Here is a 12,483-nt window from a genome sequence, read left to right on the forward strand (position 1 = left end):
GACGAAGTCCGCCGGGAGCCGAATCAGTGACTTCCAGGACGTCACTGCCCGGCGGAGCCCCCGTTGAACCGGCCGTGTCCGCAGCCGTCCCGCCCGTGGTGCCGCTACCGCCGGCCCGCAACCGACAGCCAGTGGGCCACCCGGCGAACCGTGGGTTCGTCGAGCCGGTCGGCCATCGTCCGGACCGTCTCGCCGTCCTCGGGAGCCAGGTCGTACAGGCCCGCCTTGCTCAGTCCGGCCAGGAGCACCTGGTGTCGGCGGTCCGTCATGCGTTCGGCGAGTCTGGCCGGTCCCGCGGGGGCGTCCGCGGGCCGCCCGGCTGAGGTTTCGGACGCGGCTGCGGAAGTGGCGGCAGGGGCGGATGGGGGGACGGATGTCCTGGTGGTGGGTGCGTCGAATTGACGCCAGGCACCGCCTTCCGGACCCCACAGGGCGACCGCCGCCTCGTCTCCGCGCGCCCGCACGGTCTGCGTCATGTCCCCGACCGCGTACAGCACGGGATCCCTGTGGGGCGACTCCGCAGCCACCGTCCAGGCGTCCTGGGACGGCTGATGGAACATCGCGACCCAGCGCGGAACACCGGGTGGTCGCGGGCAGCGGGAACGCTTCTCCATGGCACTCACCCCTTCGGGAACGGCAGGCGAGACGGACCGTAGCTGACGTACCGTCAGATTGCCAGGCGGTACGTGGTACTCCCGCCACCACTCACGCCGGCCACGTGGGCTCCCTTCCGCGCGCTGCTGGTCTCTTCGCGGCGGGCGTGGCACCCTGCCCGCGATCGTGCGGTCCGTCGTCAGCAACGGTGAGGGAGGCCAGGGGTGAAAGGACGGAAAGAGGCGGCTGCCGGAACCACACCACCGGAGGAGATGCTGCGCGCCGCGCACAGCGCCCGCGCCCGTAGCGCCCACGACCGTGCGGTCGCCGCGTGCCGGTACGCCGGCGTGGGACCGGACGCGGCCGAGATCGTGCCGACGGACCCCGCCGGCCGGGCCGCCAACGCTCTGCGGCTATCGGCCCGGTCACTCGCCACGCTGGCCGCGAACGCGCCGGATCCGGCAGCGGACGCCCGCTGCGCCCGCAATGCCGCCGCCACCGCCGCCCTGGCAGCACAGCTGGCCGCCGCGCAGAGAGCCTCCGGCAGGGACGGAACCGCCGCAAGGGCCCTGCGAGCGGCACTGACGGCGTCCCAGGCCGCCGCGTCCGCGGCGGGCGGCAGCGCGCGGGGGCGGGACGCGGCCCTGAACGCCACCGCCGAGCAGGCCGAACTCCGCGCCGTCGCCGCGGCCCGCGAGGCGGGCTGGGCCGAAGCGGACACGGTGTCTTCCTGAGTACGAGCACAACAACCGGAGCCCCTGTGGAACCCGTCCGGCACGTCTCGTGTGCGTGCCACGCGTGCGCCGGGCACACGCCGTCCGCTGCCCTGCCCGTCGGCACCGGTCCCTCCCCTCGTGGGGACCGGTGCCGGACGGTGCGGGGGTGTCGACCCGCGCCGTGTCGGCGTATCGGCACGGGCCGGAGAAGGGAGTGGTCTTCGGGGCCCACGGGCTCAGCCGCAGGCGCCGTCGCCGCTCCCTGCTTTCGGTGGAATCCACTGGCAACGCTGCGACACAAGTTGACCGAGAACCTCAGCTGCCATGGGCCGTCTCTCCGAGCACTCAGCCAGTGGCCTGTCCGGCCGGCGTGTGACGCGTCCCCCATCGGGTTCGGATCCTGCCATCTGGCACCGCCCACGAGGAGGTTCCGGTCTCCAGTTCGACGCTTATCCGCAGGTCAGGCGTATAGAGTGGGTTTTCCGGTCCGGACGTCCAGATGCGGGGGGAAGTAAAGGGGTGGGGCCTTGGGTTCCGACTCAGGGACAGCACGTACAGCTTTCGCCGAGCGCCTCGCACTGCTGTACAAGGAGGCCGGAAACCCTCCCCTCAAGAGCGTCGCCGAGGCGGTCGTACGACTGCAGCGGGTCGACGAGCGCGGCCGGGCCGTACGGGTGTCCGCGCAGCGGATCAGCGACTGGCGCCGGGCCAGAAACGTACCGGCCCAGTTCGCTGCCCTCGCGGCGGTTCTGCAGATCCTGATCCCAGAGGCCCGCCGCCTCCGTCCGGAACCGGTGTCCAGCGGTCTGTACGACATCGGCCACTGGCAGCGTCTGTGGGAACACGCGCTGGCCAACCCGCCGGGCGACCGGTCCACAGCCCCCATGGAGGAGAAGCGGCGGGACCCGGAGCAGGCCCCACCCGTCACCGGAGGCGTGTGTCCCTACCGTGGGCTGGCCTCGTACCGGCAGCAGGACGCACGGTGGTTCTTCGGTCGCGAGCGGAGCACGAACGCGCTCGTCGGCCAGCTCCGCGCGGCAGCGCGAACGGGTGGCCTGGTCATGCTGGTGGGCGCATCCGGGGCGGGCAAGTCGTCCCTGCTCAACGCCGGTCTGGTCCCCGCACTGCGCGAGGGCGCCCTGGGGGACATCCGGTCCCTCACACCGACAGGCGACGGGACAACCGTCTCCCCGGGCAGCCGGACTCCCGGGCTCCCCCCAGGGGTGCCCACGGGCACTCGCACCGAAGGTTCCGCACAGACGCCCACGCCCCCGGCGCCCGCACCCACCGACACCACACGCCCGACCGCCCCACCCGGCAACGCAACGTCCCCCACCACCACGACCGGGACCACGACCACCACCGCAGCCGCCACGGCCCCGCTCCTGCAGCTGGTCCCCGGCTCCGACCCCTTGGGCGAGCTGGTCCGTGGCATCCCGGACCTCGCTCCCGTCGCCGCCGACGTGCGCAGGACCGAGGAAAAAGCGGCGAAGAACCCGGCGGCATCCGGATCCGACACCCCGCGGTTCGCCCGTGCCGTGCGTACGGCCGTCTCCGCGTGGGCATGCCGCGAGGCGGGGCCGGGCAGCCGGCCGGTGCTCATCGTGGACCAGTTCGAGGAGGCGTTCACCCTCTGCTCCGACGAAGCGGACCGGCGTACCTTCATCAAGCTCCTGCACGCCGCCTGCACCCCGACCGCCAGTTCGGACGGGCCCGCCCCCGCACTGGTCGTCCTCGGTATCCGTGCCGACTTCTACGAGCAGTGCCTGCGCTACCGAGAACTGGCCGACGCCCTGCAGCACCGGCACATGGTGCTCGGCCCGCTGACCAGCGGCGAGCTGCGCGAGGCGGTGACCGGACCGGCCAAGGCGGTTGGTCTGGAGCTGGAGCGGGGACTCGCCGAGCTGATCGTGCGCGAGGTGAGTGCCGACGGCCCGCGCGGGGCGCACGACGCGGGCGTACTGCCGCTGCTGTCGCACGCCCTCCTAGCCACCTGGCAACGTCGGAAGGCCGGCAAGCTGACGCTGTCCGGCTACCGAGCGGCGGGCGGGATCCAGGGGGCCGTGGCGGCCACCGCCGAACGCGCCTGGACCGGCCTCGACCCCGCTGCCCGTACGGCCGCCCGACTGCTCCTGCTACGGCTGGTCCGGCTGGGGGAGGACACCCAGGCCACACGCCGTCGGGGCACCCGTCGGCAGTTGGCGGAGGAGTCGGCGGATCCCGGCAAGACGGAGGAGTCCCTGGAAGCACTGGTGCAGGCCCGGCTGGTGACGCTGGACGCGGACGCCGTCGAGATCACCCATGAGGCGCTGCTGCACGCGTGGCCGAGACTACGGCACTGGATCGACGACAACCGCAACGACCACCTGCTGCGGCAGCGGCTGGACGAGGACGGCCGTGCCTGGGAGGACTCGGGCCGGGACAGCTCACTGCTGTACCGGGGGTCCCGGCTGGAGCAGGCCCGTAGCTGGGCGAAGTCGGCCGGCAACACCTTTCTGACCCGGAGCGCGGTGGAGTTCCTGGCCGCCTCGGTCAGGCTACGCAAGCGCACTGTCTGGATCAGCCGCGCCGCCGTGGCGGCCCTGGTCGTGCTGGCCCTGCTCGCCGGTGGTTCGGCCGTGATCGCCTGGCAGCAGCGGGACGACGCCGTGTTCGAACAGGTGCTCGCCGAAGCCGACCGGGTCCAGCGCACGGACCCGTCTCTGGCCGCCCAGCTCGACCTGGTCGCCCATCACCTGCGCCCCAACGACGAGGGCACGTACAGCCGCCTGATCTCGATCGTGAACGCGCCGCTGGCCACCCCGCTGTCCGGCCACACCGGCGCCGTGTACCTCACTTCCTTCAGCCCCGACGGCAAAACGCTGGCCACAGCCAGCTACGACCACACGGTCCGGCTGTGGAACGTCACCGACCCGAGCCACCCGAAACCGATCGGCACCCCCCTCACCGGCCACACCAGCTGGGTGAGCAGCGCGGTCTTCAGCCCCGACGGCCACACCCTGGCCAGTGCCGGCGACGACGGCACGATCCGACTGTGGGACGTCACCGACCTGGCCCACCCCGCCCTCATCGGCCGGCCTCTGACCAGTCGCACCGGCACGATCTACCTGGTCGCCTTCAGCCCCGACGGCCACACCCTGGCCTCGGCCAGCGAGGACCACACCGTACGCCTGTGGGACGTGACCGACCCGCACCGGCCGAAGCAGTTGGGTGCACTGCGCGGTCCTACCGCCGCGGTGCGCAGCGTGGCGTTCAGCCCGGACGGACGGACACTCGCCGCGGGCGGCGATGACGCCACGATCCGGCTGTGGAACACGACCGACCCGCACCATCCCGAGCCGATCCACACGGTACTCAGGGGGCACACGAGCATCGTGCACTCGGTGGCCTTCAGTCCCGACGGGCAGACCTTGGCCAGCGGCAGCGCGGACGACACCGTCCGGCTATGGGACATGCGCGACCCGAACCATCCGAAATCGCTCGGCTCACCACTGACCGGCCATACCGGCCCCGTCTGGTCGGTGGCGTTCAGTCCCGATGGCGGCAGCTTGGCCGCGGCGAGCGCGGACAGCACGGCGAGCCTGTGGAACGTGCGCGATCCGCAGTCCCCGTCCCGGGTCGGGGAGCCACTCGCCGGCAGCAGCGGGGAGATGTACGCGCTGGGATTCAGCCCCGACGGGCGGACCCTCGCCACCGGGAGCGGCGACAGCAAGGTGCGCCTGTGGTCGGTTCCGACCTCGGACGTGATCGGCCGGAACGCGGCGTTCCGGCCGGATGGGCGGGTGCTGGCGACGGCCGCGCGGGATGGCCGGCTCCGGCTGTGGAACGTGGCCCAGCCGGGCCGCCCCCTGCCACTGAGCGAGCCGTTCATGCGCGCGGACGACGGGCAGCGCTCCCTGGTGTTCTCGCCGGACGGTCGCACCCTCGCGGTCCTCACCAGCGCGCGGGCGGTCTACCTGTGGGACGTCTCCGACCCGTCCCACCCCGTCTCCGCCGGGCCCCCGCTCCGCCTGTGGACCCGCTTCATGGGCCCAAACGCGCTGGCATACAGCCCGGACGGCCACATCCTGGCCACCGCCTACGACGACCGCACCATCCGACTCTGGAACGTCAGCGACCCCTCCCGCCCCGTGCCGCTCGGCGATCCGCTCACCGGCCACCGGGGGTACATCAACGCCCTCGCCTTCAGCCCGGACGGCCACACTCTGGCCAGCGGCAGCGCGGACAGCACGATCCGGCTGTGGAACACCACCGATCCGGCCCGCCCAACCCCGCTCGGCGCACCGCTCGACCGGCACTCCGGTCCCGTCAACACGCTCGCTTTCAGCCCCGACGGACAGACCCTGGCCAGCGGCAGCGACGACGACACGGTGCGCCTCTGGAACGTCACCGACCCCGCCTCAGCAACTCCGCTGGGCGCCCCGCTCACCGGCCACACCGAGGCGGTCACCTCACTGACGTTCAGCACGTCCGGACACACCCTGGCCAGTGGCGGCAACGACAACACGGTCCGCCTCTGGAACATCTCCGACCCCGCCTCAGCGACACCCATCGGCCAGTCCATGAGTCCCGACGCCAAGACCGGCAATTTCCTGTCCTTCAGCCCCGGCAGCCGCGTCCTCGGCGTGTCCAGCGGCACCGACACGGTCCGGCTGTGGAGCCTGGACGCTGACGCGGCGATCCGACACATCTGTTCGGTCACCAGGGGAGTACTGACCCCGCAGAAGTGGCATGAGTACCTGCCCCGTCTGTCCTACGACCCGCCCTGCGGCAGATGATCTCCCAACCTGACTTATTCTTCACCAACTTGGCCCCACACGGCCTCCATCCTTGTTACCCTTGGCCATGGCCCGATCGCAGGTGCATCCCCCGTCGCCTGCGGTCGGGTCTTTTCCGTGCGCCGAGGAACCCGCCCAACCGACCTGGTTTCGCCGCGAATCCAGATGAGAACCCGCGTCCGGAGAGGACCCGCGACCGCACACGTCGCCCCCCGATCAGCCTTCTACCCAAAACGCCCCTCCACCGGGGTCCAGCAGCGCAGTCACTGCGATCCACCGCTGCCGCTGCCCGTCGTCAATCGAGTAGGAGGGACGGGTCGCCCGTCCCTCCTCTCACACCACCGGACATGCGGGTCACGCATCCGGCGGTTCACCGAGCTGATCTCAACCGTTGCGAGATCGTCTTGAAGGTCAACAGGCCAAGGTCGTCCCAGTAGGAGTTGGGCAATGCCCGCTGGAGAACGGCCGAGCCCGCGATCCGCCAGTAGCCCTTGCTGCTGTTCCCCCACTGGTGGGAGAGGGACTCGGTGATCCCGAGTCTGCGCAGGTTCGCCCGGCGTGCGCGGGGGATCTTCCATTCCTTCCAGCGGATCTGCCGCATCCTGCGGCGGAACCACTCTTCTAGGTCCCGGAACGGACTGGAGGCGTCCGAGAGCTGGAAGTAGCCCATCCATCCGGTCATGAAGCGGTTGATCTTCGCGATACGTTCGTCCATCGCGATGCTCCACCGCCGCGAGGTCAGCTCCCGCATCTTCGTCTTCCAGCGCGCGAGCGCCTTCGGATCGACCCGGATTCTGACCCCGCTCCGGGTGAAGTAGAAGCGAAGCCCAGCAGCACCGCCGAGCGGGCGTGGACCACCTTCGACTTCTCCCGGTTGACCTTCAGCTTCAACCGCTGCTCCACCACGGCCGTGACCGAGGCAAGCACCCTTCTGGCAGCCCGCTCCCAAGCAATCGCCCATGCTGGGCGCACACGCCGAAGACCCCCGGCCCTGTGGACCGGGGGTCTTTTCGCATGTGGGGCTAACAGGATTTGAACCTGTGGCCTCATCCTTATCAGGTCGATCACGGGGGGCCATCGACGTCGGTCAACCGGCTGGAACCCTCGGCTGATCGGTCGCCGACGTTCGGCACCGATCGCGGTTGTCCGTGCCTGTTGGTGTCAGCCGCTGGTGTCAGACATCAACGAGCTTCTTGACGTATTGCCTGACAGAGACTACGGCCACCGCCGCCGTGTCATTCGGCTTCGTCGGAGACGGCCCCAGGATCAGTCTCCGCGCGCCGACGTCGCATTCGCTGGGCCGCTGCGCCAACCAGACTGATGAAGGCTCCACTGAGGATGTTGATAGAGAGATCGCGAACGAGTGACCACACGTGGGCGTAGATGCGCCATGGGGCCGGCCGCGCATCGCACTCCTCACATGCACAGTCCAAACGAAGATTGGCAGAACGCTGGCTCAGCCCCGGCCCGAAGCAGACGCCAGCGAGAAAGGCGACGTTGCGCCTAGCTCGCTGGATTCCGGGGTCCGGCGCTGTGCAAGGTGATGGTGAAGCGAGACGCCTAGTGATTGGCTTCTGGTTCGCTCGCGATGGGCGGCTGAGTCGATCACCTGGCGATGCCGTTGCGCTGCGGTGCGCACCTTCGTGATCACAGACCAACGGGAAAACGGGACACGCACGCCGCACTGCGGGACCGTGACCAGGTTCGCGCACTCCAAAGTGGTGAACAGCAAGTCACACGCGGAACACCTGCGGCGACGCCTGATCGTCGATCCGTGATTACTCACTTCGGCAACGACGACACGCGTTGGAGCGGCACAAGAGGGGCAGCGCATGAGCGACACCCCTTCCCTAGACGTTGACGGAGGCGGGGTACGCGTGATCCCCGCCTCCTGTGGGCCTGGCGGGACTCGAACCCGCGACCTGCCCTTCGCGAAAGGGCTGCTCTATCCACTGAGCTACAAGCATTCAAGTTGTAGCCCACGAAGGGGATTTGAGGCAAATCGGGAATCTAAACGATCACGACACAGACTCCCGCAACCCACCACCTTCCCCAGCTCCCATCCCGTCCGCCGTCGACCCACACACCGTGGAGCGGGCGTGGTTCATGGCGTCCAGGTGGAGCGCGCCACTGTACGAACGACCTGGACGCCATGGGCCGCGTCTGCTCGGCTCTGCCTGGGTCGACGGTGGACGGGATGGGAGCACCCCGCGCACGCCACTACGGACCCGCGTCCGGGAACGGCGCCCCCTCCATCCCGGTGCCGGCCGATCCCCCGCCGGAGGCATCGTCTTGACCGTGCCGCGCTATGCGGTGATCGACTCATGGCTTCCGGCCCTATCCACATGTGGGCGCGCGTCGGCGGCGGCAGCGCCGAGCGGGCCGAAGGCAGGAGCGCGGGCGCAGCCAGAGCCGGGAAGCGCGCCCGGCGGAGCGGAGCGCAGCCGGGGCTTGATGAGGTAGAGAAACCTGTAACAGCTCATGGCCTGTCCGGGCCTGGGCAGAGATGCCGTCTCCGTGGTGATCTGGCAGTTCAGTCACACGCGAGGGGGCAGGTGTGCAGTCGTTGGCAGATGACTTGGCGCGGAATCGGCCGGGCGACGCGGTGCGCCGCAAGATCCGCGAGTTACAGCCGAACCCTCTGCTGAGACTGATCGACCGGTGGCGACCCGATACGGACATCTACAACTGGGCTGTCGGCCTCCGTGGTGAACTGCTCACCGCCCGGCGACTGAGCAGGCTCCGTGGCCATGGATGGTTCACCCTTCACGCTGTCCAGTGGGTGACCGGCACGGACATCGATCACCTCACCATCGGACCAGCCGGCGTCTTCTCCATCAACTCCAAGCGGCACCGGGGAAAGACGGTCTGGTACGGAGACAGGGCTATCACTGTGAACGGCACTCCTACCCGCCACATCGCGGCCAGCCAGTCCGAAGCGCGTCGGGTGTCCCGCACCCTGTCCGAACACTGCGGATTCGATGTGCCAGTCCGCCCCGTGATCTCTGTCGTGCACGCAGGGAAGCTCACCGTCAAGAGCGCCAATCCGCCGGTGCTCGTCCTCGCTGTCGATCAACTCGACCGAGTTCTGTCCGGGCTGACGCCGACGCTGTCAGCCGACCAGGTGTCCCACATCTACGGAGTCGCACGACGGGCTCAAATCTGGTCTGGCTGATCAGGCGTCGAAGTCGTACTCAAGGACGTAAGAGGCTGCGTCAAGCGTCATTTCGTTGATCTCCACGGGGCGCCCCTCGTCTGCGAACGCGGTTCGGCAGATGAGTATGACCGGCGTACCTGCGGAGATTCTCAACTGCGCTGCCTCGTCCTTCGTGGGCATCCGTGAGCGGATCTCTTCGCGGAAGTGCACTGGCTTGTAGCCGAGTTCAGCAAGGCGGGCGTACGTTCCGCCGGGCCCCGTGTCCTCCTGAGTGATCGCCGACCCTGCGACCACCGCCGTGGGGAGATAGCTCGTCGCGAGGAGAACGGGCTTCCCGTCCAAGACAAACCGCCGGCGTCGGACGCAGACGGTGTCCCCTTCGCTCAGGTCCAACACCTGCCCGATCTGCTCCGGTGCGGCTTCCTCCGACACCGTCACCTGATCCACCACAAGGGTGCGGTTCTCGATGTCGGCAGACCAGATGGACCGGCCACTGCCCCACTGCTCCTGCGCAAGCCGCTGGATGCCTCGGCGCCTCAACGGACGGAAGGATCGGACGAAGACGCCGGCGCCCTTGCGGGATTCGGCAACGCCCTCGTCCTTGAGCACGCTCAACGCCTGACGCGCTGTCATGCGGGCCACGCCATGCGCGGCCATCAGATCGTTCTCCCCCGGAAGCCGATCACCAGGACCGTACTCGCCCGACTGGATCGCTTCTCGTAGAGAGTCCGCAATCCGCTGGTACTTCGGCCGACGGTCGTCGTCGGTGGTGGCCATTCGGGAGCCCTCCTCTCTTCTCTAGACAGCCTAGGCCATGGGTAGGTCGCTCGCTCTGTGCGTGTATCCGCAATCCTTCGACGACAACATCTCTAGACATCTCTCTTGACTACGTCTCTAGAGATGTGCTCCCATGGGGATGTCTAGAGAGGTCGCGCAAGGTGGCCTCACAGAACGAGGGATGTGCTGATGCCGTCTTTCAAGATCGACACGTCGACCGCTGTGGTGTTCGTCGCGACCGCGCCGGAACCGAAGATGGTCAACAAGAAGACCGGTGAGCGGGCCGTGGACCGGGAGACCAACGCGAGCCTCTCGACCGTGGGTCTGCTGGTCTCGGACGAGGGGGAGGGGAACCTCTACCAGGTGACCGTGCCGGAGACCGGTCTCCCCGAGGGTCTGGCGCCGGGTATGCCGGTGAAGGTCATCGGCCTGAAGGCGCGTGACTGGGAGAACGAGTTCAACGGCCAGAAGCGGCACGGGATCTCGTTCCGCGCGGTCGCGATCACCCCGGCGGCCTGACGATGACCGACCTGACGATGTGGCTGGAGGCCACGGGAGCCCTGGCCGGTGCCGGCGGTCTCGGCTACGCGAAGGTCCGCGCGCCGCGTGTGTACTGGCCGCTGGTCGGGATGCCGGTCACGTGGGGTCGCTTCACCCTCTCGTACCGGTCGACCATGGACGTGTGCGGCTTGACGGTGCAGCCGTCGGGTCTGCGGGCGTTCATGACTCGCAGCGTCGCCCGTCGTGAGGTTCAGCCGGTCCCGCCGAAGATCCGCCGGGTACGCGGTACGTCGACCGGGCTGCGGGTGACCCTGCGGCTTCCCGCCGGCCTGGAGCCCGCCGACGTGATCGCCTCCTCGGAACGACTCCGGCACGCCTGGGGCGTCCACTCCGTGACCGTGGCCGAGACGAAGCCCGGCTTCGTGGAACTGCGGATGACCGGCTATGACGTGCTGCGCCGGGTGCGGATGCCCCGCAAGGCTCGCCCGCACGGCATGGCCGTTCCGGTCGCGGTGCGTGAGGACGGGACCGCGTTCGAGCGGGACTACCGCAAGGCACCGATGGCGCTCACCCTGGGCGCCAACCACTCCGGCAAGTCCATGTATCAGCGCAACCTGATCAAGGGGCTCGCGCAACTGCCGGTGGCCCTGGTCGGCGTCGACTGCAAGCGCGGGGTGGAACAGTCCGCCTTCGCGCACCGCCTGTCGGCGCTGGTCACCAACCCCGACGATGCCGCCTCACTGCTCGGCGTGCTGGTCGCGGAGATGGAAGACCGCTTCGACCTGCTGAGCCGTCACGGCGTCTCGGACCTGTGGGAACTCCCCGCAGAGCTGCAGCCGGTGCCGGTGGTCGTCCTGGTCGATGAGGTGGCGGAACTGTTCCTGATCTCCTCCAAGAAGGATGAGGAGCGCCGGGAGCGGATCGTCACCGCGCTGATCCGGCTCGCGCAGATGGCCCGCGCGATCGGCATCTATCTGGAGATCTGCGGGCAGCGCTTCGGCTCCGACCTGGGCAAGGGCGCCACCATGCTCCGCGCTCAGCTCACCGGCCGTGTGGTGCACCGCGTCAACGACAAGCAGACCGCCGAAATGGGCCTGGCCGATGTGGCCCCGGATGCGGTCCCGGCGGCGAGCCTGATCCCGATGAACCGTCCCGGAACCGCTGTCGCGGCGGACTCCTCGGGCGGCTGGTCGAAGATCCGCACCCCGAACACATCCCGCGATGAAGTCGTTGCGGTCTGCCGGGAGTTCGCCCACCTGGTCCCGGATCTGCCGTTCCTCGACCCGTTCCGCCCCTACGTTCCCGCCCCTGTGCCGGCGGCTGGTCCGTCGCTGCTCAAGCCCCGACCCGTCACCGAGTAACACCCGCTCCACCCCGGTCGGCGCGACCGCATCGCGCCAGGTCCCTACCCGAGCCATGCCCGAACGCAGGGAGGTACGCACGATGTCCGCCTCTATGTCCTTCCACGGGGAGCCCTCCACCTGGGTCCACGTTCACGACTACGGCACCGTCCACCCGCCCATCCTGGCCCTCGACGGAGACGGCTACCACCTGACCATCTCGGTCTTCGAGAGCCGCTCACCCGCCGACCACAAGGCGTTCGCCGAGAGCCTCGCAAAGACGGTGACCGGCTACCTCGCGGCCGTGGACCGCTGGGCCGCCGCGCAGATGGCCGACACCGCGACCACGCAGGACGCGTGATCGCCGTGGCCGCACGGAAGATCCCCGACCCGTTGACCGCCGACCCGGAGCCCGCGAAGTGCCCGACGTGCCACGGCTCCGGGGAGGTCTCCCGCACCGTCCGCGTCGGCCGCAAGCGCCGCACCGTCGGCCAACAGACCGGCTTGTGCCTGGCCTGCCTCGGGTCCGGCGAAGCCCCCACCGACTGAAACCCCGCCGGGGCTGGGCGGCCGGACACCGTTCCCCGCCCGCCCCTGGCCCGACTCCCTGAAGGGAGGTG

The 12,483-nt window shown here is 69.4% G+C and carries 11 protein-coding genes and 1 tRNA gene; 7 read left to right on the top strand and 5 right to left on the bottom strand.

What is annotated here, in order from left to right:
* Positions 1-104: 104 nt before the first annotated feature.
* On the bottom strand, positions 105-614 hold the full coding sequence (locus LK06_RS15720; RefSeq protein ID WP_039653684.1) for a hypothetical protein: 510 nt from the start codon (positions 612-614) through the stop codon (positions 105-107).
* Positions 615-818: 204 nt separating this feature from the next.
* On the opposite strand from LK06_RS15720, the gene LK06_RS15725 reads away from it, so the two are divergent.
* Positions 819-1,328, top strand: coding sequence for a hypothetical protein (locus LK06_RS15725; RefSeq protein WP_159025132.1), 510 nt, complete (start codon positions 819-821; stop codon positions 1,326-1,328).
* Positions 1,329-1,837: 509 nt separating this feature from the next.
* Positions 1,838-6,088: a WD40 repeat domain-containing protein gene (locus LK06_RS15730; protein WP_043433443.1), complete on the top strand. Its 4,251-nt coding sequence runs from the start codon at positions 1,838-1,840 to the stop codon at positions 6,086-6,088.
* A 370-nt stretch (positions 6,089-6,458) separates the two neighbouring features.
* Here LK06_RS15730 and LK06_RS34880 read toward each other — a convergent pair whose 3' ends face one another.
* The 3 genes from LK06_RS34880 to LK06_RS15740 form a co-directional block, all read right to left on the bottom strand.
* Positions 6,459-7,166 (bottom strand): group II intron maturase-specific domain-containing protein, encoded by a 708-nt coding sequence (locus tag LK06_RS34880; protein WP_324618355.1) that lies wholly within the window; start codon positions 7,164-7,166, stop codon positions 6,459-6,461.
* A gap of 378 nt (positions 7,167-7,544) precedes the next feature.
* Positions 7,545-7,922 carry an NrdR family transcriptional regulator gene (locus LK06_RS35265; protein ID WP_411572774.1) on the bottom strand — a complete coding sequence of 126 codons (378 nt, stop codon included), beginning with the start codon at positions 7,920-7,922 and terminating at the stop codon, positions 7,545-7,547.
* Between the two features lie 60 nt (positions 7,923-7,982).
* Positions 7,983-8,053 (bottom strand) — tRNA-Ala (locus LK06_RS15740).
* Positions 8,054-8,654: 601 nt separating this feature from the next.
* On the opposite strand from LK06_RS15740, the gene LK06_RS15745 reads away from it, so the two are divergent.
* Positions 8,655-9,263, top strand: coding sequence for a nuclease-related domain-containing protein (locus tag LK06_RS15745; protein ID WP_043433441.1), 609 nt, complete (start codon positions 8,655-8,657; stop codon positions 9,261-9,263).
* Here the strand turns inward: LK06_RS15745 and LK06_RS15750 are convergent, their stop codons facing one another.
* Complete coding sequence (locus LK06_RS15750) at positions 9,264-10,022, bottom strand: GntR family transcriptional regulator (protein WP_043433439.1); 759 nt, start codon at positions 10,020-10,022, stop codon at positions 9,264-9,266.
* Between the two features lie 189 nt (positions 10,023-10,211).
* Here LK06_RS15750 and LK06_RS15755 point away from each other — a divergent pair, with 189 nt between their 5' ends.
* The 4 genes from LK06_RS15755 (at position 10,212) to LK06_RS15770 (ending at position 12,412) form a co-directional block, all read left to right on the top strand.
* Positions 10,212-10,541, top strand: a complete 330-nt coding sequence (locus LK06_RS15755) for an SCO3933 family regulatory protein (protein ID WP_043433451.1) — start codon at positions 10,212-10,214, stop codon at positions 10,539-10,541.
* Between the two features lie 2 nt (positions 10,542-10,543).
* Positions 10,544-11,884 (top strand): FtsK/SpoIIIE domain-containing protein, encoded by a 1,341-nt coding sequence (locus tag LK06_RS15760; RefSeq protein WP_043433438.1) that lies wholly within the window; start codon positions 10,544-10,546, stop codon positions 11,882-11,884.
* Between the two features lie 82 nt (positions 11,885-11,966).
* Complete coding sequence (locus tag LK06_RS15765; protein ID WP_043433435.1) at positions 11,967-12,224, top strand: hypothetical protein; 258 nt, start codon at positions 11,967-11,969, stop codon at positions 12,222-12,224.
* Positions 12,221-12,412, top strand: coding sequence for a hypothetical protein (locus tag LK06_RS15770; protein WP_043433434.1), 192 nt, complete (start codon positions 12,221-12,223; stop codon positions 12,410-12,412). Before LK06_RS15765 ends, LK06_RS15770 begins: the two co-directional genes overlap by 4 nt.
* The last annotated feature ends 71 nt before the right edge of the window (positions 12,413-12,483 follow it).

This window comes from Streptomyces pluripotens (assembly GCF_000802245.2).
Lineage (GTDB): Bacteria > Actinomycetota > Actinomycetes > Streptomycetales > Streptomycetaceae > Streptomyces > Streptomyces pluripotens.